Raw genomic sequence first — 25,970 nt, 5'->3', positions numbered from 1 at the left:
GGCGGCGGCCGCCGATGCTACCGATGCAGTCTTCAGAAAATGACGACGCGTGATCTTGCCAGTGGGTTGTCCCATCTGCTTGTCTCCTGTTTGTTATAGAAATCGCTGAAATCCGGCGCGGCTGGATGCGCATGACGCAAACGCCGTTCCTGGTAACAACACTGCCTGTACGACTCCAGAGCAAATTGAATGCCATGCCGCCGAACGGGTGTCGGCAGGCTGGCGTGCCCTCCCCTGGAATCCGCACCGCGCCTGTATTCTCTGCGATAACGATGGGCCCGCACAAGGGCCGTAGGGGAGATCGCAAACGACGGCAGTCGATGCGACACCTGTCGCATTTGTGTCGCAGCATTGTCGCACCGGATGCACACCTGTCGGTCCGTTGCATGACGCACTGCAGCGACCGCGCCGCAGCATAAAACCCTGTCCTGCCCGTGCTATCGTCGCCGTAACGCGCCCGGGATGCACCCGCTGCGCCACCCAACGCAATGACCGCCACCGGCTATCCAATGTGGTGATTGCCCAGCGGCAGGCGTGGCACCGTTTTTGCATTGGGGGTTGCGTCAAGTGGCGCAGGTGGCCTGATCCGGGCGCACCGATGCACCGACCTCTATCGCGTCTCAAGTCTTATAAGGACATCCCATGACTGCATCCTCCCCCTGCATTACCGGCTGGCATCATTCGCAATTCGGCAAGCTCGACGGCATCGATCCGGAAGTCCTGATCGGCCAGGTGGCCAAGGCCGCCATCGAACATGCCGGGCTGCAACCGGAAGATATCGACTCGGTCCACATCGGTACCTTCAATGCCGGTTTCCTGTACCAGGACTTTCCCTCTTCGCTGGTCTTGAACAGCTTGCCGCAATTGCGTTTCAAGCCAGCCGTGCGGGTCGAGAACGCCTGCGCGACCGGGTCGGCGGCGATCCATTCCGGACTGCAGTCGATCAAGGCCGGCGATGCCAGGCACGTGCTGGTGATCGGCTTCGAGAAGATGACCGAACTGGCCACGCCGCAAGTGGGCGAGGTCTTGCTCAAGGCCTGCTATGCCAAGGAAGAGGCGGGCATCCCGGGTGGCTTCGCGGGCGTGTTCGGCCAGATCGCACAGCGTTATTTCGATCGCTTCGGCGACCAGTCCGACGCGCTGGCGATGATCGCCGCCAAGAATCACAAGAACGGCATGGCCAATCCGTATGCCCACATGCGCCGCGATTTCGGTTTCGATTTCTGCCGCAATGTCTCCGACAAGAACCCGTTCGTGGCCGGTCCCTTGAAGCGCACCGACTGCTCGCTGGTGTCCGACGGCGCCGCCGCCCTGGTACTGAGTGCGGCCGACGCGGCCAGGTCGATGCCGCGCGCGGTGCAGTTCCGGGCCGCCGTGCATGTCAATGACTACCTGCCGCTGTCGCGCCGTGACGCGACCCGCTTCGAAGCCGCCGAGCTGGCCTGGAAAAAGGCATTGGGCCAAGCTCGCCTGAGCCTGGACGACCTGTCGCTGGTGGAAACCCACGACTGCTTCACGGTCGCCGAGCTGCTCGAATACGAGGCGATGGGCCTGGCGCCGCATGGCCAGGGCGCACGCGTGATCCTCGATGGCATCACCACCAAGGACGGCAAGCTGCCGGTCAACCCTTCCGGCGGGCTCAAGTCCAAGGGCCACCCGGTGGGCGCGACCGGGGTGTCGATGCACGTGATGGCGGCGATGCAGGCCGCGCATGACGCGGGCGACATGCAGATCGCCAATGCCCGCCATGTCGGCGTGTTCAACATGGGCGGCGCCGCCGTGGCCAACTACGTGAGCATCCTGGAACGCGTGCACTGATCATGGCCAGGACGCTGCCCGGCACGGCCGGCAGCGTCGGCCAGAAGACTAAGACCAGCCACGCCAATTTCTTAGAGAACGAGTGAGACGATGTTAAAGAAAGTCATGAACCTGGGCCGCCTGCTGTCGGATGTGGCGCGCCGCTTTCCCGACCAGCCGGGCCTGATCCTCAGCCGCGCCGATGCCGACGGCGGCGACCGCATCGTCACCTGGAAGCAGATCAACGACCGGGTCGATGCGCTGGCCCACGCGCTGGCTTCGCGCGGGGTGGTCAAGGGCGACAAGATGCTGGTCCATTCGCGCAACAACCAGCAGATCTTCGAAAGCGCCTGGGCCGCCTTCAAGCTGGGGGTGGTCTGGGTGCCGACCAATTTTCGCATCACGCCACCCGAGGCGGCCTACCTCGGCCAGTCCAGCGGTGCCTCGGTGATGATCTACGACCACGGTTTCGGACACTACGTCGACGCCGTCAAGGCCGCCTCGCCTGCCCTGCGGCATGTGGTGGCGTTGCGCGAGCCGCGCGCCGGAGAGCTCGACTTCGAGGCACTGGTATCGGATGCCGGCGGCCAGGCCTTCGACGAGGTCGAAGTCGACTACGAAGACCCGCTCTGGTTCTTCTATACCTCCGGCACCACCGGCCACCCCAAGGCTGGCATCCTGTCGCACGGCCAGATGGCCTTCGTGGTGACCAACCACCTGGCAGACCTGATGCCGGGCCTGAACCACGAATCGCGTTCGCTGGTGGTGGCGCCCCTGTCGCACGGCGCCGGCATCCACGCCGTGATCAACACCGCGCGCGGCGCGGCCAGTATCTTGCTGGCCAGCGAACGGCTGGTGGTGGAAGAGGCCTGGCAGCTGGTTCAGAAGTACAAGGTGGACAACATGTTTACGGTGCCCACCATCGTCAAGATCCTGGTCGAGGATGAATCGGTGGACCGCTACGACCACAGTTCGCTCAAGCATGTGATCTATGCCGGCGCCCCCATGTACCGGGCCGACCAGGTGTATGCGCTCAAGAAGCTGGGACGGGTGCTGGTGCAGTACTACGGCCTGGGCGAAGTGACCGGCAACATCACCTTTTTGCCGCCCTACATGCACCAGGAGGACGACGCCCATCCACAGGCGCGGGTCGGCAGTTGCGGCATGCCGCGCACCGGCATGGAGATCGCCATCCTCGATGACGACGGCAGGAAACTGGCCGCCTTCGAGACCGGCGAGATCTGCGTGCGCGGGCCGGCCGTGTTCATGGGCTACCACAACAACCCCGACGCCAACGCCAAGGCCTTCAAGTTCGACTGGTTCCATACCGGCGACCTGGGCCATGTGGACCGGGATGGCTTCCTGTATATCACCGGCCGTTCGTCGGACATGTATATCTCCGGCGGCTCCAACGTCTATCCACGCGAGATCGAAGAGGCACTGCTGACCCATCCGGCGGTGTCGGAAGTGGCAGTGCTGGGGGTGCCCGATCCCAAGTGGGGTGAAAGCGGCCTGGCCGTGATCGTGGCCAAACCCGGCCGCCAGGTCGACGGCGAGGCACTGCTGGCGCACCTGGAAGAACGCATCGGCAAATACAAGTGGCCGCGCCGCTTCGTGTTCTGGGAAACCATGCCCAAGTCGGGCTACGGCAAGATCGTCAAGAAACAGATCAAGTCGCTGCTGGAGGAAAAAGGAGAATATCGTCTATGAAATTGTCGAGCAAACCGGATGATGGCCATCCCGGCTTCGTCGAGGTGCGCAAGTTCCTTCATGCAGGCCAGCCCAGCTATCCGCGCACGCTGGACCTGGAGGCCAACCCGGCCGAGGAATTGCGCATCACGCTGCAACCGGGTACCAGGGTGGGCGATGCGCTGCGTCGCGTACTGGCGCGCTATGGCCAGCGCGGCGGCGTCGGCCGCATGTGCGGCGGCACCGCACGGATACTGCAGTATCACCGCATCGAGAACACCGGCGACGCCAACCGTCCCTATGACTACGGCCCACCGCATGTGCTGCAGGGCACGATCAGTTTCGTGACCGGTGCCATCACGGTGGGCCAGAACCAGGACGGCAAGATCCTCTTGCATTGCCACTCGGGTTTCATCGACGGCGACGGCACCATCCATGGTGGCCATCTGCTGCTCGACACGGTGGAAGTGGGCGACGATCCGCTCATCATCCGCCTGTGCCTGTTTTCACAAGGCGCCTTCGTCGTCAACAGCGATGAAGAGACGCTATTCAGTCTATTGCATCCGACACCCATGGAATGATGATGACGACCTCGACCATCGCAAACAACACCCCCCCCATTGAGACAGGCAACGATATCCAGGTAGAAGAAGGCACGCTGGGCAAGCTGGTGATGGCCCGCCTGAAACCCAACCAGGACCTGACCGAAAGCGTCGAGGCGCTGTGCCTGCAGCATGGCATGCAACGCGCCATCGTGCGCGGCGCCATCGGTAGCCTGGTCGATGCCAGGCTGCAGTATGCGGGCCATGATGGCGCACGCCAGATGGAAGTCAACGGCCCCGGCGTGGAAATACTGAATGTCTTCGGCGAGATCGGTTTTGGCGACGCCAGGTCCAATCCCCATCCGCTACAGGGGGTAGTGGCCGACACCGACGGCAAGATCTTTGCCGGGCGCTTCGTGCGCGGCGCCAACCTGTCGTTCATCACCATCGAGATCACCTTGCAGGAATGGATCCCGGCAGGCGCCGCGCCGGCCAGGGTGGAGCAGGCGGTCGCGGCCTGAGCTATAAAAAAAGGACGCCCTGGGGCGTCCTCGTATCATCCATGCAGCTTGAGTTCGGCCTCGCGCTCGATCTCGCGTTCGGCCGCGCTGGCCTCGGCTTCGGACAATAGCCCGCCCTCCCATTTGGCCACCACCGCCGAGGCGATCGAATTGCCGACCGCGTTGGTGGCGGAGCGTCCCATGTCGAGGAAGGTATCGATGCCCAGGATCACCAGCAGGCCGGCTTCCGGGATGTTGAACTGGTGCAGCGTGGCGGCGATCACCACCAGCGACGCCCGCGGCACGCCGGCAATGCCCTTGGAGGTCAGCATCAGCACCGCCATCATGGTGATCTGGGTGGTCAGCGACAGCTCCATGCCGTAGGCCTGCACGATGAACAGCGTAGCGAAGGTGCAGTAGATCATCGAACCATCGAGGTTGAACGAATAGCCCATCGGCATGACGAAGCTGGAGATCTTGCGCTTGACGCCGAACCGGTCGAGCGCGTCGAGCAGCTTGGGATAGGCCGCTTCCGAACTGGCGGTGGCAAAGGCCAGCAGGAACGGTTCCTTGATCAGCACCAGCAGGCGTACGATGCGCGCACGCAGGAACACGAAGCCGGCGCCGATGAGCAGCACCCACAGCACGGCCAGCGAGAAATAGAAGTCGCGTATGAACACGGCGAAACTGAGCAGGATCTCCAGGCCGTTGATGGCCACCGTCGCGGCCATCGCGGCAAACACCGCCAGCGGCGCCATCTTCATCACGTAGCCGGTGATCTTGAGCATGGCGTGCGAAAGATCGTCGACCACGCCCAGCAGGTTCTTGCCGCGCTCACCCAACGCCGCCAGCGCCACGCCGAAGAACATCGAGAACACCACGATCTGCAGGATCTCGTTCTGCGCCATGGCCTCGGCCACCGAGCGCGGCACCAGGTGGTTGAAGAACTCCTTGAGGGTGAACTTGCTGGTGGCCAGGCCGGCGGTGGCCGCGTCCGGCGTCGGCAACGCCACCCCGGCGCCCGGTTGCAACAGGTTGGCCATCACCATGCCCAGCGACAGCGACACCAGCGAAGCCAGGAAGAACCAGCTCAGCGACTTGGCGAAGATGCGACCCACCGAACGGGCGTCGCCCATGTGGGCGATGCCGACGACCAACGTGGAAAAGACCAGCGGCGCGATGACCATCTTGATCAATCGCAGGAACATATCCGAAATGATCGAGATGTAACCGGCCAGTTCCTTGGCATGCGCCTTGTCGTAATGGGAGAAGATCAGATACCCCACCAGGATGCCGAGCAGCATCGCGATGAAGATAATGACGGCGGGGGGAATGCGTTTTTTCATGAAGTCTCCTGCCCCCGCCTGGCAATGCGGGAACCTGCTGCGCTGGTTGTGGAACGGAATCGGCACTGCCGACACCATGTCTTGCTACACGGGATTTACCGCCTGGAAACAAGCCATTTTTCTCGACCAGCGATAAAAAAGGACGAAGCTTATTGGTCTTGCACGGCATCGTCAAGGTCGATGCAATGCCCGCGTGCGGCCAATTGGCAACGCTTGCCGGGATCGTGTGGGCCACCCGTGGTCCACTGCCGCCTGCCGCATGGCCCAACCCGATGCAGTCCTTATTGGCTTTGCCTGGTTTGGTCGCCCGCAGCTCGTCGCCATGGCGGCAGATCGACCGCTTGCAGGACTGTCACGGAGTGGAAATATTTTTCTCTGATGCCGCGACCTTGGGCGGGGGCATGCGATGCCCTCGATACGGAAAAAAGATGCGACGGCGACCGGGGTGCAGACTTCGTCGCTGTTCATCCGGCGCCAGTTCGCGCCGGGCCCGGTCGGCCAGGACATGGCGATGAGCCCGGCCACCATCCTGTGTACCGCCACGGCGATGGTGGCGGCAAGCGCGTGGCGGCAGCGCCAATCGGTGGCCGCCCACGGCGATCGTCAGTACGACAGGACGCTGTCGATCAGCTCGATCCAGTGCTTTACCGGGGTATCGGTGCCTGACTGCAGGTGCGTCACGCAGCCGATGTTGCCACTGACGATGAGCTGGGCGTCGGTGGCGGCCAGGTGCCTGAGCTTGTTGTCGCGCAACTGGTAGGACAGCTCCGGCTGCAGTATCGAATAGGTGCCGGCCGAGCCGCAGCAGAGGTGGCTGTCGCCGCACAATTGCACGTCGACCCCGGCGGCGCGCAAGATGGCCTCGACCTTGCCCCTGATCTTCTGGCCATGCTGCAGCGTGCACGGTGGATGGTAGGCCACGCGGGTGGCGGCCGGCACCCGCAGCCTGGGCAGCAATTGCTGTTCGAACTCGGGCAGGATCTCGCTGATGTCGCGCGTCAGGTGCGAGATCTGGCGCGCCTTTTCGGCATAGGCATGATCGTGCTGCAACAGGTGTCCGTACTCCTTGACCGTGACGCCGCAGCCCGAGGCATTCATGAGGATGGCCTCGACCTTGGTACCGGCACTGCCATCCACATAGGGCCACCAGGCATCGATGTTGCGCCGCATGTCGTCCAGGCCACCTGGCTGGTCATTCATGTGGAAGCGAATCGCGCCGCAGCAGCCCGCCTTGGGCGCAACGATCAATTGCACCCCCAGTGCATCGAGCACGCGCGCGGTGGCGCTGTTGATGTTGGGCGACATCGACGGCTGCACGCATCCTTGCAGCAACAGCATGCGACGCGCGTGGGATGCGGCAGGCCAACGCCCGGCTGGCTGCGGTGGCGGCACCTTGTTGCGCAACACGGCTGGCAGCAGCGCTCGCATCGCCTGCCCGGCCTTCATGGCGGGCCGGAAGATCCATCTGCGCGGCAGCAGCTCCTTGAGCGCGCTGCGCACCAGCCGCTGCGACAGCGGGCGCGGCACCTGCTGCTCGACCACCTTGCGCCCGATATCGACCAGGCGCCCGTACTGCACCCCTGACGGACAGGTCGATTCGCAGTTACGGCAGGTCAGGCAACGATCCAGGTGGGTCTGGGTCGATTGCGTGGCCGGCTTGCCTTCGAGCACCTGCTTGATCAGGTAGATGCGTCCGCGCGGACCGTCGAGTTCGTCGCCCAGCAACTGGTAGGTGGGGCAGGTCGCGGTACAGAAGCCACAATGCACGCAGCTGCGCAGGATGGCGTCGGCCTCCTGGCCCTCGGCGGTGTCGCGAATGAAATCGGCTAGATTGGTTTGCATGGTCTTCTGTTGGCTGGTGGCGATGCCTGGCTACAGGTCGGGGTACATCCGCCCCGGATTGAAGATGGCCTGGGGATCGAACTGCTGCTTGAGCCGGCGATGGATGGCCAGGACCGCCGGCGCCAACGGATGAAACACCCCTACCCGCTTGTCGCCGCCGCGATGCAGGCTGGCGTGGCCACCGGCGGCCACGGCGACGGCGCGCACGCTGGCGGCATCCAGATCCGGCGGCGCACGCAGCCAGCGCTGCGCCCCACCCCATTCGATCAACTGCGCGCCCGGCAATTCGACCGGTGCGGCCACCGAGGGCAGCGACAGGCGCCACAGGGGCTGTTCGGGCTGGTCGAAGAATGCGTGCCGCTGCTCGCGCAGGTCGCGCCAGAAGTCGTCGCCGTTGGCCAGCTCGCTGCCGCCCAGGCGGGCCACGGCGGCGGCGACGGCCGCGCTCGCGCCGGCCAGGCCAATGGTCAGCACGTTGTTGGTCCAGGCGCTGGCCACCAGCGGCAGCGGTTGCCCGCCCCACTGGTTGAGCAGGCGCAGGGCGCCTGCCTGGTCGATATCGAATACCCGGGTGCTGCTGGCCATGGGCTTGGGCAAGACCTTCAGCGACACCTCCAGGATCAGCCCCAGCGTTCCCAGCGAACCGGCCAACAGGCGCGAGACGTCATAGCCGGCGACGTTCTTCATCACCTGTCCGCCGAAATGCAGCTGCTCGCCCTGGGCGTCCATCAACACGGCACCCAGCACGAAGTCGCGCACCGCACCGGCGGCGGCCCGGGTCGGCCCCGACAGGCCGGCGGCGACCATCCCGCCGACGGTGGCGGCGCCCCCGAAACGGGGAGGCTCGAAGGCCAGCATCTGGTCGTTGGCGTCGAGCGCGGCATCGATCTCGCCCAGGCTGGTGCCGCAGCGCGCGGTAATGACCAGCTCGGTCGGCTCGTAGTCGACGATGCCGGCGTGGCCCCGGGTGTCGAGCAACTCGCCCACCGGCGCCTGGCCGTACCAGTCCTTGCTGCCGGCACCGCGAATCTGCAGCGGGCGTGCCTGGGCGATGCGCTCGCGGAAGCTGTCAATCAATGAGCCTTGCATCGTCAGAACCTCGGCAAGTCGGGGTGACGCAGCTGGCCTCGCTGCACGTGCATCTTGCCGTATTCGGCACAGCGGTGCAGGGTCGGGATAGCCTTGTCGGGATTGAGCAGGAAAGCGGGATCGAAGGCGCGCTTGAGCTTGAAGAAGGCTTCGCGCTCGGCCGGCGAGAACTGCACGCACATCGAATTGATCTTCTCGATGCCCACCCCGTGTTCGCCGGTGATGGTGCCGCCGACGGCCACGCACAGTTCGAGGATCTCGGCGCCGAACAATTCGGCCCGGTGGAATTCGTCGGCCAGGTTGGCGTCGAACAAAATCAACGGGTGCAGGTTGCCGTCGCCGGCATGGAACACGTTGGCGCAGCGCAGGTGATACTTCTTTTCCATCTCGGCAATGCCCAGCAGCACCTCGGCCAGGCGCTTGCGCGGGATGGTGCCATCCATGCAGTAGTAGTCGGGCGAGATGCGGCCGGCCGCCGGGAAGGCGTTCTTGCGACCGGACCAGAACCGCAGGCGCTCGGCCTCGGACTGCGAGCAGGCGATGGCGATGGCGCCGCTGGCGTTGAGCACTTCGGTCATGCGGCCGATTTCTTCTTCCACCTCTTCGGTGGTGCCGTCGGATTCGCACAGCAGGATGGCTTCGGCATCGACGTCGTAGCCGGCCTTGACGAAGGGCTCGACCATGCGCGAGCTGGTCTTGTCCATCATCTCCAGCCCGGCCGGGATGATGCCGGCCGCAATCACGTTGGCCACCGCATTGCCGCCTTTGACCACGTCGTCGAAGGACGCCATGATCACGCGCGCCTGCTGCGGCTTGGGTACCAGCTTGACGGTCACTTCGGTGACCACCCCCAGCATGCCTTCGGAGCCGATGAAGACCGCCAGCAGGTCCAGGCCCGGAGCGTCCAGCGCGCCACTGCCCAGCTCGACCACCTCGCCTTCGATGGTGACCATGCGCACCCGCAGCACGTTATGGACGGTCAGGCCGTACTTGAGGCAATGCACGCCGCCTGAATTCTCGGCCACGTTGCCGCCGATGGTGCAGGCGATCTGCGACGAAGGATCGGGGGCATAGTACAGGCCGTGCGGCGCGGCCGCCTCGGAGATGGCCAGGTTGCGCACGCCGGGCTGGACCACCGCGGTACGCGAGAACCTGTCCATGCCGATGATGCGATTGAACTTGGCCGTCGACAGCACCACGCCATCGGCAATCGGCATGGCGCCGCCCGACAGGCCGGTACCGGCGCCGCGCGGGACGATCTGCACCTGCAGCGCCAGGCAGGCGCGCATGATCGCCACCACCTGCGCCTCGTTCTCGGGCAGCACCACGGCCATGGGCAACTGGCGGTAGGCCGCCAGGCCATCGCATTCATAGGGACGGGTGTCTTCTTCGTCGAACAGCACGCACTGCGGCGGGACCACCCGGCGCAGGGCATCGACGACCTCGCGCTGGCGGGCCGGCGCAAAGGAAGGGGTGACGGGAGCGTTCATGCCGGCGGTCTCGAGGTTATCGTTTTCCGCCAGTGTAACCAGATTTGCAGCCGGTGCCGCAAAAACGGCCACTTGCCGCGCACTGAAAAGAATTATTTATTGCAATGAATTAATTTCAGCGGCGGCCGCCGTGCGCGACCTAGAGGTTCTTGAATGCGTTCTGCATCCAGCTGATGAAGCTGTCGACCTCCGGCCGCTCGCGGGCCGAGCGCTCGTACACCACGTAGTAGGCATGCGGCGGCGTGCGCAGGCGCACATCGAACAGCTCGACGATCTCGCCGCGCGCCAGCAGCTCTTCGGCAAAGTGCTTGCGGGTCAGGCCGATGCCATAGCCGTGTCGCACCGCCTCCAGCAGCAGGCCCAGGTCATCGATGCGCAGCCCGCTGGCGGGCTCGGCCCAGTCCTTCAGGCCGGCCGCCTCGAACCAGGGTTGCCAGGGTTCGAGCGCCGAGCGCAGCAGGTTGGCGTGTTGCAGGTCGGCCGGGGCCTGCATCGGCGGCAGGCTCTTGAGATAGGCCGGGCTGGCCACCGCGAAGGCCGGCTCCTCGAACAGCTTCTCGGTGACGATATTGGGATAGTTGCCGGCACCGAAGCGGATCTCGACATCGCTCTCCGACAGGCTCAGGTCGTACAACGGCACCGACAGGTAGAGCTCGACCACGATCTCGGGATGGCGCTGGGTGAAGTCGGCAATGCGCGGCATCAGCAGGTGGCGCGCAAAGGTCGGCGGCAGCATGACCTTGATCTTGGGCTGCACCGTGGCGTTGCGGTGCGGCATCGGGAAATCGGTCAGGGTGCGCAGCGCACTGCGTACCACGTCGAGGTAACGGCGCCCGAACTCGGACAGGCCGATGGAACGGCCGTCCCGGTAGAACAGCCGTTCGCCGACGAATTCTTCCAGCAGGCGGATCCGATGCGACAGGGCCGACGGCGTGATGCAGAGCTCCTCGGCGGCGATGGCAAAGGAGTTGTGACGCGCCGCCGCCTCGAAGGCGGACAGCGCGTGGACGGGGGGAAGCCTGGTTGCCATGGATTGTCTTCACGCCTCCCAGCGCAGGATCTTGCCGGGATTGAGGATGTTCTTCGGATCCAGGGCGTGCTTGATGGCACGCATGACGGCAATGGCGCCGGCGCCGTGTTCGTCGATCAGGAAGTCCATCTTGTGCAGGCCCACGCCGTGTTCGCCGGTGCAGGTGCCGTCCATGGCGATGGCGCGCGCCACCATGCGCTGGTTGACGCCCTCGGCACGCGCCACGTCGGCGGCGTCGTTCGGGTCGACCATCATCTGTACGTGGAAGTTACCGTCGCCGACGTGGCCGATGATGGCGTGGATGAGGCCCTGCTCTTCGCAATCGGCCTTGGTCGCCAGCACGCATTCGGCCAGGCGCGAAATCGGCACGCAACAGTCGGTGGAAATAGCGCGCGCGCCAGGACGCAGCTGGAGAATCGCAAAATAGGCGTTATGCCGCGCGGTCCACAAGCGGTTGCGATCTTCCGGCCGGGTGGCCCACTCGAAACCGGTGGCATGGTTCTCGCTGGCCACTTCCTGCACCAGCTCGGCCTGTTCCTTGACGCCGTTGTCACTGCCGTGGAATTCGAACAGCAGCAAGGGATTGACCGGCAAGCTCAGCTTGTCGTGCGCATTGAGGGCGCGTACGCCGTTTTCATCGAGCAGTTCGACGCGCGCCAGCGGCACCCCCATCTGGATGGTCTGGATCACCGTAGTGACCGCATCGGCCACCGTGGGAAACGAGCAGATGGCGGCCGAGATCGCCTCCGGCTGGGGGTACAGGCGCACCGTGACCTCGGTGATGATGCCCAGCGTGCCTTCGCTGCCGACATAGACCCGGGTCAGGTCGTAGCCGGCCGATGACTTCTTGGCGCGGGTGCCGGTCTTGATGATCTCGCCGCCGGCTGTGACCACGGTCAGGGTCAGTGTGTTTTCCTTCATGGTGCCGTAGCGCACGGCATTGGTGCCCGAGGCACGGGTCGAGGCCATGCCGCCGAGCGAGGCATCGGCGCCAGGATCGATCGGGAAGAACAGGCCGGTGTCCTTGATTTCCTGGTTCAGCTGCTTGCGCGTCACGCCCGCCTGGACGGTGGCGGTGAGGTCTTCGGCATTGATTACCAGCACCCGGTTCATCTGCGACAGGTCCAGCGAGATACCGCCCTGCAGCGCCAATATGTGGCCTTCCAGGGAAGTACCGGCGCCATAGGGGATGATCGGCGTTTCGTACTGACTGCACAGTCGCACGAACGCGGCGACTTCTTCGGTTGTGTGCGCGAACACCACTGCATCGGGCAGCATCGGGTCGTACGACGATTCGTCGCGCCCGTGGTGCTCGCGCATGGCGGCGGTGGTCGACAGGCGGCTGCCGAAGAGCGCCTGGAGTTGGTCCAGCAATGCCTGGGGCACCGGCTTCTTGAGTTTCTGTGCGTCAACGATATGGTTCATAGGGCAATCTTCCGTGTCTCCGTTATCGGTTTTCTTATGGTCTTGTCATTGTCAACAGCGTGCAGTGGCCTTACCAATGCACGCACTGATGAATTTTACTCTCTTGCCGCGATCCGATCGCGGCGATATCCAATGCCGTTTCGGCTTCGGGCGGCTTGCAAGTGAATTTTTTAGTGGTTTATTGCGGCGGCGACCGCTAAGCTCGCCCTTCTTCATTTCAGGAGTCTGTCATGGGCAATCGTCTTTCCAGGATCGTCACACGCACCGGCGACGACGGCAGCACCGGCCTGGGCGATGGCAGCCGGGTGGCCAAGGATAGCCTGCGCATCCATGCGCTGGGCGAGGTCGACGAACTGAACTCGCAACTGGGCCTGCTGTTGTGCGAAGCGTTGCCCGCGGCGTTGGCGCCGGCGCTGCGCGATATCCAGCACGACCTGTTCGACCTGGGCGGGGAACTCTGCATCCCGGGTCGCGCCGTCTTGAGCGACGACCACCTGGCGCGGCTCGACGGCCTGCTCGACCACTACAACGCCACGCTGCCGCCGCTGCGCGAATTCATCCTGCCGGGCGGTTCGCGCAGCGCAGCGCTGGCGCATGTCTGCCGTACCGTGTGCCGTCGTGCCGAGCGCAGCGTGGTGGCGCTGGACCACGACGAGGCAGTCAATCCGGCGGCGCGCCGCTACCTGAACCGCCTGTCGGACCTGTTCTTCGTACTGGCGCGGGTGCTCAACCGGGCAGCGGGCGGCGCGGACGTATTGTGGAGGAATGGCCGCGCATCATGAGGGCTGGCTGCGCTGAACAACAATGAAATGCGGGGCCCTCGACTGCACCTGCTGCGGCGACCTGACGAATTCGATGTCGCTTCCGTTGAGTAACAGATCATCATCGGTCCGGCGCGCCGCAGCGATTCGGCGGGCAGCATCGCCGTGGTCTTTGCCTGACACCTGCCTGGGCCGTGCCGCATGAAAAATGCCGTTCAGTTTGAACTGAACGGCATTTTTCATCATGCAGCGGATGGAACGACTAGCCGTTGTTGACCACCAGCCGCGGTTGGTCCTTGCCGAAACGCTCGACGATGGACGCTGCAATGCCGGCCCCGTCGAGGCCGCACTGCACCAGCAACTGCGCAGCATCGCCATGGTCGATGAAGCGATCGGGCAAGCCCAGGTGCAGTATCGGCTTGACGATGCCGGCCGCCGCCAGCGCCTCCGATACCGCCGCCCCGGCACCGCCCATGATGCAACCCTCCTCCACCGTCACCAGCGCATCGTGATCGGCGGCGAGCTGCCGCACCAGGTCGACGTCGAGCGGCTTGACGAAGCGCATGTTGGCCACCGTCGCATTGAGCTTGTCGCCCGCCTGCAGCGCCGGCGCGACCATGGTGCCGAAGGCCAGGATCGCGATGCCGCGCCCTTGGCGCCTGACTTCGCCACGCCCCAGGGGCAGGGTTTCCAGCGACTTCTGCACCACCGCGCCCACCCCGGCGCCGCGTGGATAGCGTACCGCCGCCGGCCCCGGGTACTGGTAGGCCGTGGAAAGCATCTGGCGGCATTCGTTCTCGTCCGAGGCCGCCATCACCACCATGTTCGGAATACAGCGCAGGAAGGCCAGGTCGTAGTTGCCGGCATGGGTGGCACCGTCGGCGCCCACCAGTCCGGCCCGATCGAGGGCAAAGGTCACGTCCAGGTTCTGCAAGGCGACGTCGTGGATCAGTTGGTCGTAGGCACGCTGCAGGAAGGTCGAATAGATCGCCACCACCGGCTTCATGCCTTCGCAGGCCATGCCGGCGGCGAAGGTCACGGCGTGCTGCTCGGCGATACCGACGTCGTAGTAGCGTTGCGGGAACTGCTTCTCGAAGGCCACCATGCCCGAGCCCTCGCGCATGGCCGGGGTGATGCCCACTGCCCGCTGGTCGGCGCCGGCCATGTCGCACAGCCACTCGCCGAACACCTGGGTGTAGGTGGCCTTGCTGCTGGTGCTGGGCTTGATGCCTTCGCTGGGATTGAATTTACCGGGGCCGTGATACAGCACCGGATCGGCCTCGGCCAGCTTGTAGCCCTGGCCCTTGCGGGTGACCACGTGCAGGAACTGCGGGCCCTTGAGCTGCTTCAGGTTCTGCAGCGTCGGGATCAGTGAATCGAGGTCGTGGCCATCGATGGGGCCGATGTAGTTGAAGCCGAATTCCTCGAACATGGTGGCAGGCACCACCATGCCCTTGGCATGCTCTTCGAGCCGCTTGGCCAGTTCGAGTACCGGGCCGGGCAATACCGACTTGCCCACGTCGCGGGCCTTGGCGTAGAACTTGCCCGACATCAGGCGTGCCAGGTAGCGATTGAGCGCTCCCACCGGCGGCGAGATCGACATGTCATTGTCGTTGAGGATCACCAGCAGATTGACGTCGTCGTGCACCCCCGCGTTGTTGAGCGCCTCGAAGGCCATGCCGGCCGTCATGGCGCCGTCGCCGATGACGGCGATGGCGTGGCGATCCGAGCCCTGGGTGCGGGCCGCCAGCGCCATGCCCAGCGCGGCCGAGATCGAGGTCGACGAATGCGCCGTGCCGAAGGTATCGTAGTCGCTCTCGTCACGCCGTGGAAAACCGGAGATGCCGTCCTGCTGGCGCAAGCTCGACATGCGCTCGCGCCGGCCGGTCAGGATCTTGTGCGGATAGGTCTGGTGGCCGACATCCCATACGATGCGGTCGTGCGGCGTGTTGAACACGTAGTGCAAGGCCAGCGTCAGCTCGACCGTGCCCAGGTTGGACGACAGATGGCCGCCGGTCTTGGACACGGAGTCGAGCACGAAACCGCGCAACTCCTCGGCCAGGGGCTTGAGTTGTTGGCGGGACAGTCGGCGCAGGTCGGCCGGTTCGTTTATGGTGTTGAGCAGCATACTGTGGGTATCGTTTGTGTGGGTCTGCAGGCAACCGCCGCGCATGCCTGATACAGGCAGTTCGACAGGTGCCTCATGCCTTTCGTTGCACGATCAGGTCGGCCAGCTCACGCAGCCGCTGCGCCTTGTCGCCGAACGGCGCCAGCGCCTGGTGCGCACTGGCGCGCAGCCGTTGCGCCAGCGCCTGCGATTCGGCCAGGCCCAGTATCGACACATAGGTGGGCTTGTTGTCGGCGGCGTCCTTGCCGGCGGTCTTGCCCAGCGTGGCCGAGTCGGCGGTGGCATCGAGGATATCGTCGACCACCTGGAACGCCAGGCCGATGGCGCCGGCATACTCGTCCAGTGCCGCACTCTCGGCGTCACCGAGCGCCTTGCCGCCCAGCGCGCCCAGCATCACTGCCGCGCGCAACAGGGCACCGGTCTTCCTGCGATGCATCTGCTCGAGTTCGGCCAGCGACAGGGTCATGCCGACGCTGGCCAGGTCGATCGCCTGGCCGCCGCACATGCCGACCGAACCGCTGGCCTGCGCCAGCAGGTTGAGCATGCGCAATTGGCGCGCTGCCAGGCCGGGCTGGTCGGGCGCGATAGCACCCGAGAGCACCTCGAACGCCTGCGCCTGCAACGCGTCGCCCACCAGCAGTGCGGTGGCCTCGTCGTATTGCACATGGACCGTCGGTCGGCCACGGCGCAGCGCATCGTCATCCATGCACGGCATGTCGTCATGCACCAGCGAATAGACGTGGATCATCTCGACTGCGGCCGCGGCGCGTTCCAGCAACGCCAGCGGCGTATCGAACAACTCGCCGGCGGCATGGACCAGCAACGGGCGTACCCGCTTGCCGCCGTCCAGCGCCGTATAGCGCATCGCCTGGTGCAGTCGGGTCGGCATTACCGACGGCGGCGGCAGGAAACGGTCCAGCACGGCTTCCATGCCGGCCTGCACCTGCTGCATCCAGTCAAGGAAGGACATCGAGGCGGCCATGCAGGCACTCATCAGTCGTCCCCGCCGGCTACGCCCTGGTCGGCACTGAAGGGCTTGAGCATCTCGCCTTCGAGCACCTTGACCTGGCTGTCGACGCGGTCGAGCTGCGTGGCGCAGAACTTGACCAGCTCCGAGCCACGCTTGTAGGCGGCAACCGAAGCTTCCAGCGGCAATTCGCCCGCTTCCATCTGCGCCACGAGCTGCTCGAGTTCCTGCATGGCTTGCTCGAACGAGACGGGAGCGGCGCAAGCCGTGGCGGCGGTGGCGGAAGTTCTTGGCATATCGACCCAAATTGAAAATCTAACCCTGTATTTTAGAACAAACCTCAGTGTGCGCACTGAACAACGCGCTTGATTTGCAGTGCGACCGGACTCGCAAAAGGCAAATTCGGTTGAAATGATGACAAATTAACCACCACTTAAGGTCGCTTAAAGTGGTTTTATGGCATAATCCTTAGTTCTGTCCGAAATTTCCTCTTCATATTACTTGAACGGTTTTTGCGGATTTTCTTCCTTAGGTTGGTGCAAATTAATTTGGGGGCGGAAATGTCCGATCTTGCGACTTTTGCCAAATTGGCGCGTTCAAACGCGCAACTTCCAGTCGACGTCTATTTCGACGAACCGCTATACCAGCGCGAACTCCAACAACTGTTCCAGAATGGGCCTCGCTACGTCGGCCACGAACTGATGGTGCCCAATGTGGGCGACTATTCGACCTTGCCTTGGGAAAACGAAGGTCGCATGCTGGTGCGCAATGCGCAGGGCATCGAACTGGTGTCGAACGTGTGCCGCCATCGCCAGGCAAAGATGCTCGACGGACGCGGCAACGCGCGCAACATCGTCTGTCCTCTGCATCGCTGGACCTACGACCTCAAGGGCGACCTGATCGGCGCGCCGCATTTCGGCGAGACGCCATGCCTGAACCTGTCGCGCACGCCGCTGCAGAACTGGAACGGCCTGCTGTTCGAGAGCGGCGGCAGCAACGTGGCCGCCCTGCTCAAGGACCTGGGGGTGGCGGGCGACCTGGATTTCTCCGGCTACCTGTACGATCACACCGAAGTCCACCAGTGCGACTACAACTGGAAGACCTTCATCGAGGTCTACCTGGAGGACTACCATGTCGAACCTTTCCATCCCGGCCTGGGTAACTTCGTGTCGTGCTCGGACCTGAAATGGGAGTTCGGCCGCGACTACAGCGTGCAGTCGGTGGGAGTCAATCACGGACTGGGCAAGTCGGGCTCGCCGACCTATGCCAAGTGGCAGGAAAAACTGCTCCAGTTCAATGGCGGCACGCCGCCCAAGTTCGGCGCGATCTGGCTCACGCTCTACCCCAACATCATGGTCGAGTGGTATCCGCATGTGCTGGTGGTGTCGACGCTATGGCCGAACGGTCCGCAGAAGACCACCAACGTGGTCGAGTTCTACTACCCCGAAGAGATCGCCCTGTTCGAACGCGAGATGGTCGAGGCCGAACGTGCCGCCTACATGGAGACCTGCGTCGAGGATGACGAGATCGCGCTGCGCATGGATGCAGGTCGTCGTATACTGCTGCAACGCGGCACCAGCGAGGTGGGTCCGTACCAGTCGCCGATGGAAGACGGCATGCAGCACTTCCACGAATGGTACCGCTCGCAGCTGGCGGTCGGACCGGGTACCAGGGACGGATGACAACAACCCATGCGCAGATGGCGCATGAACCTCGAGGAGCAGGCATGCAGGCGCAGCGGCAGGAGCTGGACAGTTCGGAACCCTCCTGTCGGCCACCATCTGCACTCTTGCAACAACGCCAACTCCACTCGACGGTGGAATCTCTTGCAGCGGCAGCATCGGCACGGTCCGGTGCTGCCGTTTTTCATCGGCCGTCCGGATTGCCGGAGCGCGCCTGTCACAGCTGTTCAATCCAACAATAAACCAACTCGTCATGCAATCGCTCTGGATGCTGGTCGCTTCTTTCCTGTTCTCCATCATGGGGGTCTGCGTCAAATTGGCCGGTGAGCACTACACCACCGCCGAAATCGTGCTCTCGCGCGGACTGGTCGGCGTGATCGTCATCTCGGCCATGGTATGGGTGCGCGGCGGCACCTTCCGCACTCCTTTTCCGCGCGACCACCTCATTCGCGGCGGCGTCGGCGTGGTCTCGCTGTGGATGTGGTTCTACGCCTTCAGCCTGCTGCCGATTGCCACCGCGACCACGCTCAACTACATGTCGTCGATCTGGATCGCGGCCATGCTGTTCGCCGCCGGCTGGTGGAAAGGCAACAAGCGTTTCGAATGGGGGCTGGCGGCGACGGTGCTGCTCAGTTTCATTGGCGTGGCCATGCTCATGCGGCCTTCGCTCAATCCGGAGCAATTGATCGGTGGCGTCATCGCCCTGATCTCGGGCGTACTGTCGGCCATCGTCTACCTGCAGGTGCGCAAGCTCGGATTGTTGGGGGAACCCGAGTACCGGGTCGTGTTCTACTTCTCGCTGACCGGCGTGGTGGCCGGCCTGGCCGGCAACCTGGTGGCGGGCAAGATACCGCTGTGGCATGCCCATTCGGTCACCGGTGCCCTGCTGGTGCTGGCCATCGGCTTGACGGCGACGCTGGCGCAGATTGCCATGACCCGCGCCTACCGGCTGGGCAATACCCTGGTGACGGCCAACCTGCAGTACGCCGGCATCGTCTTCTCGAGCCTGTTCGGGGTGCTGATCTGGAACGACGCGCCGGGCTGGCTGGGCTGGCTGGGCATGGCCATCATCCTGTGCAGCGGACTGTGGGCCACCTGGCACAACCAGCGCAGCAACCGCAACAGCGCCAAGAATGTTCCCAAGGTCGACCCGATCGCAACCGAAGTCTGAACCCGTATTGCAAAGGAAAGCATATGACCTATTCCACCCTGATCAGCGCCGCCGACCTGAAGTCGCGCGCCCAGTACCTGAACCTGGTGATCGTCGATTGCCGGCACGACCTGGTCGATCCGCGCGCCGGGTCCGACGCCTATGCCATCGGCCATATCCCGCAGGCGCGCTTCGTGCACCTCGATGATGTCCTGTCCGGCCCCAAGGTCGATGCGCACGGTCGCTTCCACGGCCGCCATCCCCTGCCCGACCGCCAGCAACTGGTCGAGGCCCTGCGCGCGCTGGGCATCAACAACGATACCCAGGTCGTGGCCTACGATGCCCAGGGCGGCATGTTCGCGGCCCGTCTCTGGTGGCTCTTGCGCTGGATCGGCCACAGCGACGTGGCGGTGCTCGATGGCGGCCTGGGCGCCTGGCAGCAGGTCGGCGAACTCAGCGCCGAGGTGCCGCCGCCGGCGCCGCACGGCAATATCCAGGACCTGACCTCGATCGTGCGCACGGTCGACGCGCAGACCCTGGTCGACAATCTCAGGACCGCTGCATTGCAGGTGGTCGACGCCCGCGCCCCTGACCGCTTCCGGGGCGAGAACGAGACCATGGATGCAGTCGGCGGTCACATTCCCGGCGCCAGGAATCGTTTCTTCAAGGAGAACCTGGCCGCCGATGGGCGCTTCAAGAGCGCCACCCAGCTACGCGAGGAATGGCTGTCGGTGGTGGGAGACCCGCATCAGTCCGTCATGCAATGTGGTTCGGGCGTGACCGCCTGCCACAACCTGCTGGCGCTGGAAGTGGCCGGGCTCGGTGGTGCCAGCCTGTATCCGGGTTCGTGGAGCGAATGGAGTTCGGATCCGTCGCGACCGGTCGCCACCGGCAACTGAACCGCTTGCCCGCGCCAGCCGGCGCCCGGTCGCGGCCTCAATGTGCGTGGGAATGGCTGGTCAGCGTCACCACGATCAGCACGCCCAGTGCGATCAGGATGACCTGCGGCACGGTCTCGCGCAGGGTTGCCCGGCGCTGCATCTGCGGCATCAGGTCGCTCACGGCGATATAGATGAATCCCGACGAGGCAAATACCAGTACGTAAGGAATCCACTGGGTGCCGCGCTCGAGCATGACATAGCCCAGCACGCCACCGGCCACGGCCATGAGGCTGCAGATGAGGTTGTAGACATACGCCCGCGTGCGCGAAAACCCGGCATTGAGCAGCACGATGAAGTCGCCGATCTCCTGCGGGATTTCATGGGCGATGATGGCCAGGCCGGTCACCAGCCCCAGGTGCGGATCGGCCAGGAACGCGGCGGCGATCAGGATGCCATCGGTAAAGTTGTGCAGGCCATCGCCGACCAGGATCATCCAGCCGGCCTTGCCCGCTTCATGCTTGTCATGCCCGTGGTGATGGCCGTGACCGTCGTCCTCGTGGTGATGCGAATGGCGCAGGATGGCCGTCTTCTCGAGCAGGAAGAACGCCAGCAGCCCGCCCAGCAGAACCGCGAACAGCGTATGCGGCTCGGCCTGCGACTCGAACGCCTCGGGCAGCGCATGCAACAGCGAGGTCGACAGCATGATGCCGACCGACAGGCTCACCAACCGCTCCACCATCTTCGACAGCAGCGCAAACGAAAACACCGCAGCGGCGGTAATGCTGACGACTCCGGCCAGGGTCGTGGCAAGCAGGATGGAAATGAGTATCGGATCGATTTTATGGCCTCGGAATGCTGGTCTGGGACGCCGCTTGTCAAGCTGACATCTGTCGATGGCGTCGCAAGCGCGCTATTTTAGCCCAGCCGCGCCATGACGGCCCCTAATACAGTACATCGCTGAAGTCGTCCGGCGGCAACTGGTCGGGCGCGCTGGTATAGGTGGCCAGCAGCGACAGCAGTTGCTGGTCCTGGTAGGGCTTGCCCAGGTAGTAATTCACGCCCAGCTCCATGGCGCGCTCGCGATGCTTGGCACCGGTGCGCGAGGTGATCATGATGATCGGCCGCGCACGCGTGGCTTCGTTGTCGCGCAGGTGGCGTACCAGCGTAAAGCCGTCCATGCGCGGCATTTCGATGTCGACCAGGAAAGCGTCGGGCGTGACTCCATGCAACTGGCGGATCGCATCGTAGCCATCGGTGGCCGTCACCACTTCGTAGCCCTCGCGGGTCAGCAGGCGCTGCATCACCTTGCGTACGGTCAGCGAGTCGTCGATCACCATGACGATGCGCTTCCTGGTCCGGCGCGACTGCTCCCGCATGGCGCCGTCCTGGCGGCGATAGCCGCTGCGTCGCTCCAGCAGCAAGGGATTGAGGATCAGCACGATCTCGCCGTTGCCCATGACGGTCGCCCCTACCACCCCGGGCAGCGTGTCGAGCTGCGGCCCCAGCGGCTTGGACACCACTTCGCGATTGCCGCTGACGTGGTCGACCATGATGGCGACCAGGTCGCTGCCGCTCTTGACGAACACCACATAGACCGATTCCGGCGCCGGCCGATTCGCATCGGCCGCTTCGTCCAGCATGGCGGCCAGGGCATGCAGCGCCACGCTGCGTCCGCCCTGCTCCAGCGTGCCGCTGGCCAGGGCGTCGTGCATGTGCTGTCCACGCAGCTGCACCACTTTCTCGACCAGCATCGAAGGGATTGCATAGCTCTGCACCCCTAGCCTCAGCAGGCACACCTGCTTGACCGCCAGCGACAGCGGCAGGTGCATCGTGAAACGCACGCCTACGCCGGCCTCCGAATGCACCACCACCCGGCCGCCGAGCGCGGTGACCTCGCTGCGTACGACATCCATGCCGACGCCGCGTCCGGCCAGTGCGGACACGTTCGCCGAGGTCGACAGGCCCGGCTCGAAGATCATCTCGATCACGCGCGCCTCGTCCCCGACCTGGGCCGCGCTGAGCAGGTTGGCCGCCAATGCCTTGGCCCCAATGGCAGGCAGGTCCAGTCCGGCGCCATCGTCATCGATGCGGATGGTGGCCTCGCTGCCCTCCTGCACGGCCTGGATACGCAGCCGGCCGACGGCGCTCTTGCCGGCTGCAGCCCGTTGCGCCGGCGCTTCGATGCCGTGCACCGCAGCGTTGCGCAGCAGGTGCTCGAACGGACCGATCATCTTCTCGAGGATACCGCGGTCGAGCTCGACCTCGCCGCCGCTGCACACCAGCTCCAGCGCCTTGCCGGTTTCGCGGGCCAGTTGCCAGACCAGGTGGCGCAGGCGTGGCTCGACGCTCTTGAACTTGACCATGCGGGCATACATCAACTCCTGCTGCAGCTCGCGAGTCAGGCGCGCCTGCCGCTGCAGTCCGTTCTGGGTACTGGCGGCACTGTCGGCCAAGAGCTTCTGGAGCGATGCGACATCATTGACGCTCTCGTCCATCATCCGCGTGAGCTCCTGCAGGTGCGTGTAGCGGTCCAGTTCCAGCGGATCGAACTGGGCACCTTCATGGCTGTGGTGCGAGGCGGCAATCCGGATCTCGGCCTGGATCGCGATATTGCGCAGCTGCGCCGACAGCTTGCCGATGTTGTCATCGAGGTCGATTGCATGGCGCCGCAGCTGGCTGACCTCGTTCTCGAGTTGCGAGCGGGCGATCGACACTTCTCCGATCTGGTTGAGCAGTGTGTCGAGCAGGCTGACCTTGATGCGTACCGTCGGCACGGAAAGCTTGCGCTCGCCATCGACCAGCGGGTGCGCGCCGGCCATCTGCTCCAGCGCCGAGAAACGCTGCAACGCATCGTCGTAGATCGCCAGCAGTGCATCGAAGCCGGCGGCGTCGGCGCCGCTGCGCAGCAGGCGCTGTATTCCGCTTTCAAGCTCGTGGATGCGCTGGCCCAGTTGCAGCGCACCAGCCATGCGGGCATTGCCCTTTACCGTGTGCAGCGGTCGCAGCACCTGCTTCAAGACGTGGTCGTCGCCTGGCTGGCGCTGGAACAGGTGCAGCCCCTCGCCGGCCAGCGCCATCAGGTGCGCACCCTCTTCCAGAAACACCGGCAGCAGTTCGAGATCGATCTCGTCCTGCAGTCCATGTACCTCCTGCGGTGGCGTATCATGCGCCGCCACCGTACCGGCCGGCGCGAGTGCTGGTACAGAGGGCGCCGGCGTGCGCAGATCCTGCTGCAACTGGTGCAATGCCTGCAGTGCGGACTGGTCGGCCACGGGCTCGGCGCCGGCAGCATAGCGTTGCTGCATGTCCTGCATGCTGGACAGCACGCGTTCGACCACGCCCAGTTGCACCGCATCCAGGCCCAGCCCGGACTGCTTGAGATGCTCGATCAGTTCGTCCAGCGCCGCCGCCATCTGGCGCATGGCGTCGAAGCCGGCTGCGGCACTGCAGCCGCGCAAGGTGTGGACCGCCCGCAAGTAGAGCGCGGGAGCACCTGACAACAAACCGCTATCGGCCTTGGCGCGCCAGCTGCTGCCATGCTGGCGCAGGGTACGGAACAGGCCGGCGGCTTCGTCCAGATAGATCTGGCGCAACTGCCGATCAGCACCGGCGGCCTCGCCCACCAGCGCTGGCGTCGCCGGTGTCGTCGGTGTCGTCGGTGTCGTCGATGTCGATGTCGATGTCGATGTCGATGTCGATGTCGATGTCGATGTCGGTGTCGGTGTCGGTGTCGAAACTGGACCCGGGACCGGTGGTTCAATGGCCGCCCCCATGCCCTGGCACAGGCGCTGGCAGATGTCGACCAGCTGCGGCGCCTGGCGGGAGGAACCTGCCTGCCGCTCCAGCTCGCCGACCCATGTCGCGAACAGTGCGTGCACCGATTGCAGCAGCAGCTCCACCGACGGCGGCACGGCCCTGGCCGGTTGCTCATCCACGGCCACCAGGCAAGCGCCGACCAGCCTCTCGACGGCATGCGCGGCCTCCGACAGTGCCAGCAGGCCAACCATGCGCCCGCTCCCCTTGATGGTGTGGAAACAGCGCCGCATGCTGCCCAGTCGTCCCGGGTTGGTAAACGCGACCGCGCCGCCGGCCAGGGTTTCACGCAACTCGTCGAGCAAGGCATTGGCTTCGGCGATGAAGACCGCCAGCATTTCGTCATCGGCCGGTTGCGGTTGCCAGCTGCCGCTCAGGTCATCGGCCAGCGAGCCCGCCTCCATCACCTGCACTGCGGTGGTCGTCGCCGCCGGCGGCAGGTCGCCCTGGGTCAATGCACGCCGGATGTCGGCCGCCAGGCGCCGATCGGGGCGAGCCGGCCGGCGCCAGCGATTGGGGGGCGAACGCATGGCTTGCTGCAACTGCTGCTCGAAGCGCACGATGTCGCGCACCATGACCGCGCGCGCGTTATCGGTACGCTCTTGCTGCCCGCTACCTTCATCGGCGGCACTGGGCAGGGTGGCGGCGAGCTTACCCACGATCCGTTCGCGCAGGGTGATGGCCAGGCCACGCCACTGCGCCCACGGATGCGCCGCACACAGCGTCTCCAGGCGCCCGAGCTCGCTATGGATGTCGGTCAGCATGGTGGTCAGCGATGGCTGGCTTTCGACCGGCCAGTCGTCTTGCGTCACGTCGGTCGGCAGCACGACCTGGGGCGGCACCTCGGCGTGGCCGGACCAGAACCACTCCAGGCCGCTTTCGACCTTGGCCAGCGCATCGAGGATGTCCCGTTCGGCCACGCCGGGCATGCGGCGCGTCATGTCGGCGCGCAGCTCGCGCGAAAACCACGGGAACGGGGCGCAGGTGAGATTGCCAAGCAGTACGCCGGCCAGGTGCTCGACGATGCAATCGGACTGTTCGATGAAGTCTTCTTCCTGGTAGAAACGCCGGCGCAGGCATTCCTCCAGGAATATCTGGCAATTGCTGAATTCCCGCTCGCCGTCTTCCCGCCATGCGGCCGGGTCGACTGCCGCCGCCAGGTGCGCCAGCGAACGCAGCAGGCCCGACAAACCGGGCTGACGCAGGCGCGGCCAGATGCGGCGCGCGAGGGCGGCCGCCACCAGTACACTGGTCATCCATGGCAACAGCAACGCCGCGCCCGCCGGGGTGGACGCAGCCGTGACCAAGCGCCCCCAGGCTGCCTGCATCTCGTCGACCTGCATCATCAATTGCACCATCAAGGGCGATTCGGGCGCCTGCACCAGCGCCAGCGACGGTGACCAGCCGGCACGCTGCTGCAGGGCCTCGATGCGTGCGGTGACGGCGGGCCCGGGCACCATGTCGAGCACCGCAAGGGCATGCCGGTCCAGTGGTTGCAGACCGCTGACGATGCGGCCCACGAAGCCCTGCAGTGCCGCCTGCCACGACGCATCATCGGCACCGGTTCCGGATGGCAGTGCTGCCGCGCCGTCGTCGATGGCCTGCAAGAGCTGCAGCATCTGCTCCAGATCGTGCATATAGGCCAATGCAACAGGCTGGTCTGCCCCGGATGCCCCCGCGCTGGCGCTGGGACCGGCACCGGTCGGAAGCTGCAGCCCCAGCAGGCGCCATCCCTGGAACAGCGTCGGATCGAATGTATCGGTGTCGCCACTGCGATCATGCAGGTCATCGAGGTAGTCATGCAGGCACCATAACGCCGTCACGGCGGCGGCCGCCTG

21 protein-coding genes are annotated in these 25,970 nt (G+C 64.8%); 8 read left to right on the top strand and 13 right to left on the bottom strand.

The genetic code is table 11. The features are described 5' to 3' along the window. Positions 1-75, bottom strand: a 75-nt coding sequence (locus tag PMI40_RS23190) for a twin-arginine translocation signal domain-containing protein (protein ID WP_008112898.1), incomplete at its 3' end; no start/stop codon positions are given. A 567-nt stretch (positions 76-642) separates the two neighbouring features. Between PMI40_RS23190 and PMI40_RS05280 the strand changes: the two genes are divergently transcribed. From PMI40_RS05280 to PMI40_RS05265, 4 genes are all read left to right on the top strand, one after another. Beyond that, positions 643-1,818 carry an acetyl-CoA acetyltransferase gene (locus tag PMI40_RS05280; protein WP_008112896.1) on the top strand — a complete coding sequence of 392 codons (1,176 nt, stop codon included), beginning with the start codon at positions 643-645 and terminating at the stop codon, positions 1,816-1,818. Between the two features lie 90 nt (positions 1,819-1,908). Then, positions 1,909-3,507, top strand: a complete 1,599-nt coding sequence (locus PMI40_RS05275) for an acyl-CoA synthetase (RefSeq protein ID WP_008112894.1) — start codon at positions 1,909-1,911, stop codon at positions 3,505-3,507. Continuing rightward, positions 3,504-4,067 carry a PCC domain-containing protein gene (locus PMI40_RS05270; RefSeq protein WP_008112892.1) on the top strand — a complete coding sequence of 188 codons (564 nt, stop codon included), beginning with the start codon at positions 3,504-3,506 and terminating at the stop codon, positions 4,065-4,067. Before PMI40_RS05275 ends, PMI40_RS05270 begins: the two co-directional genes overlap by 4 nt. A gap of 2 nt (positions 4,068-4,069) precedes the next feature. Beyond that, positions 4,070-4,549 (top strand): PPC domain-containing DNA-binding protein, encoded by a 480-nt coding sequence (locus tag PMI40_RS05265; protein WP_008112891.1) that lies wholly within the window; start codon positions 4,070-4,072, stop codon positions 4,547-4,549. Between the two features lie 35 nt (positions 4,550-4,584). Here PMI40_RS05265 and PMI40_RS05260 read toward each other — a convergent pair whose 3' ends face one another. The 6 genes from PMI40_RS05260 to PMI40_RS05235 form a co-directional block, all read right to left on the bottom strand. Further along, positions 4,585-5,874: a dicarboxylate/amino acid:cation symporter gene (locus tag PMI40_RS05260; protein WP_008112889.1), complete on the bottom strand. Its 1,290-nt coding sequence runs from the start codon at positions 5,872-5,874 to the stop codon at positions 4,585-4,587. 603 nt (positions 5,875-6,477) lie between these two features. Next, complete coding sequence (gene glcF / locus PMI40_RS05255) at positions 6,478-7,716, bottom strand: glycolate oxidase subunit GlcF (RefSeq protein WP_008112885.1); 1,239 nt, start codon at positions 7,714-7,716, stop codon at positions 6,478-6,480. 30 nt (positions 7,717-7,746) lie between these two features. Continuing rightward, complete coding sequence (gene glcE, locus PMI40_RS05250; RefSeq protein ID WP_008112883.1) at positions 7,747-8,805, bottom strand: glycolate oxidase subunit GlcE; 1,059 nt, start codon at positions 8,803-8,805, stop codon at positions 7,747-7,749. Between the two features lie 2 nt (positions 8,806-8,807). Next, a complete protein-coding gene (locus PMI40_RS05245; protein WP_008112882.1) occupies positions 8,808-10,295 on the bottom strand; it encodes an FAD-linked oxidase C-terminal domain-containing protein in 1,488 nt (495 codons plus the stop codon). 139 nt (positions 10,296-10,434) lie between these two features. Continuing rightward, on the bottom strand, positions 10,435-11,325 hold the full coding sequence (locus tag PMI40_RS05240; RefSeq protein WP_008112880.1) for a LysR substrate-binding domain-containing protein: 891 nt from the start codon (positions 11,323-11,325) through the stop codon (positions 10,435-10,437). 9 nt (positions 11,326-11,334) lie between these two features. Further along, the gene (locus PMI40_RS05235) at positions 11,335-12,750 is read right to left on the bottom strand and encodes an FAD-binding oxidoreductase (protein WP_008112877.1); all 1,416 of its coding nucleotides are present in this window, start codon (positions 12,748-12,750) and stop codon (positions 11,335-11,337) included. 230 nt (positions 12,751-12,980) lie between these two features. Here PMI40_RS05235 and PMI40_RS05230 point away from each other — a divergent pair, with 230 nt between their 5' ends. Then, complete coding sequence (locus PMI40_RS05230) at positions 12,981-13,532, top strand: cob(I)yrinic acid a,c-diamide adenosyltransferase (RefSeq protein WP_008112876.1); 552 nt, start codon at positions 12,981-12,983, stop codon at positions 13,530-13,532. On the opposite strand, the gene PMI40_RS05225 is transcribed toward PMI40_RS05230, so the two are convergent. The 4 genes from PMI40_RS05225 to PMI40_RS05210 all read right to left on the bottom strand — a co-directional run bounded on the left by PMI40_RS05225 (position 13,527) and on the right by PMI40_RS05210 (position 16,902). Continuing rightward, positions 13,527-13,757 (bottom strand): hypothetical protein, encoded by a 231-nt coding sequence (locus PMI40_RS05225; RefSeq protein WP_040501695.1) that lies wholly within the window; start codon positions 13,755-13,757, stop codon positions 13,527-13,529. The genes PMI40_RS05230 and PMI40_RS05225 overlap by 6 nt on opposite strands. Positions 13,758-13,773: 16 nt before the next feature. After that, positions 13,774-15,639, bottom strand: a complete 1,866-nt coding sequence (gene dxs / locus PMI40_RS05220; protein ID WP_040501697.1) for a 1-deoxy-D-xylulose-5-phosphate synthase — start codon at positions 15,637-15,639, stop codon at positions 13,774-13,776. A gap of 73 nt (positions 15,640-15,712) precedes the next feature. Beyond that, the gene (locus PMI40_RS05215; RefSeq protein WP_008112874.1) at positions 15,713-16,633 is read right to left on the bottom strand and encodes a polyprenyl synthetase family protein; all 921 of its coding nucleotides are present in this window, start codon (positions 16,631-16,633) and stop codon (positions 15,713-15,715) included. After that, the gene (locus PMI40_RS05210; RefSeq protein ID WP_040501694.1) at positions 16,633-16,902 is read right to left on the bottom strand and encodes an exodeoxyribonuclease VII small subunit; all 270 of its coding nucleotides are present in this window, start codon (positions 16,900-16,902) and stop codon (positions 16,633-16,635) included. Before PMI40_RS05210 ends, PMI40_RS05215 begins: the two co-directional genes overlap by 1 nt. Positions 16,903-17,166: 264 nt before the next feature. On the opposite strand from PMI40_RS05210, the gene PMI40_RS05205 reads away from it, so the two are divergent. The 3 genes from PMI40_RS05205 (at position 17,167) to PMI40_RS05195 (ending at position 20,337) form a co-directional block, all read left to right on the top strand. Then, positions 17,167-18,288 (top strand): aromatic ring-hydroxylating dioxygenase subunit alpha, encoded by a 1,122-nt coding sequence (locus PMI40_RS05205; RefSeq protein WP_008112872.1) that lies wholly within the window; start codon positions 17,167-17,169, stop codon positions 18,286-18,288. A 253-nt stretch (positions 18,289-18,541) separates the two neighbouring features. After that, positions 18,542-19,459 (top strand): DMT family transporter, encoded by a 918-nt coding sequence (locus PMI40_RS05200; RefSeq protein ID WP_008112871.1) that lies wholly within the window; start codon positions 18,542-18,544, stop codon positions 19,457-19,459. 23 nt (positions 19,460-19,482) lie between these two features. Beyond that, a complete protein-coding gene (locus PMI40_RS05195) occupies positions 19,483-20,337 on the top strand; it encodes a sulfurtransferase (protein ID WP_008112870.1) in 855 nt (284 codons plus the stop codon). Positions 20,338-20,374: 37 nt separating this feature from the next. Here PMI40_RS05195 and PMI40_RS05190 read toward each other — a convergent pair whose 3' ends face one another. Then, positions 20,375-21,133: a ZIP family metal transporter gene (locus tag PMI40_RS05190; RefSeq protein ID WP_081496409.1), complete on the bottom strand. Its 759-nt coding sequence runs from the start codon at positions 21,131-21,133 to the stop codon at positions 20,375-20,377. A 127-nt stretch (positions 21,134-21,260) separates the two neighbouring features. Then, the coding region (locus PMI40_RS22860) for a response regulator (protein ID WP_008112866.1) at positions 21,261-25,970 on the bottom strand (4,710 nt) is incomplete at its 5' end.

Origin of the sequence: Herbaspirillum sp. YR522 (genome assembly GCF_000282575.1) — a bacterium.
GTDB lineage: Bacteria > Pseudomonadota > Gammaproteobacteria > Burkholderiales > Burkholderiaceae_D > Herbaspirillum.
This window is presented reverse-complemented; position numbering and strand designations above follow the sequence as displayed.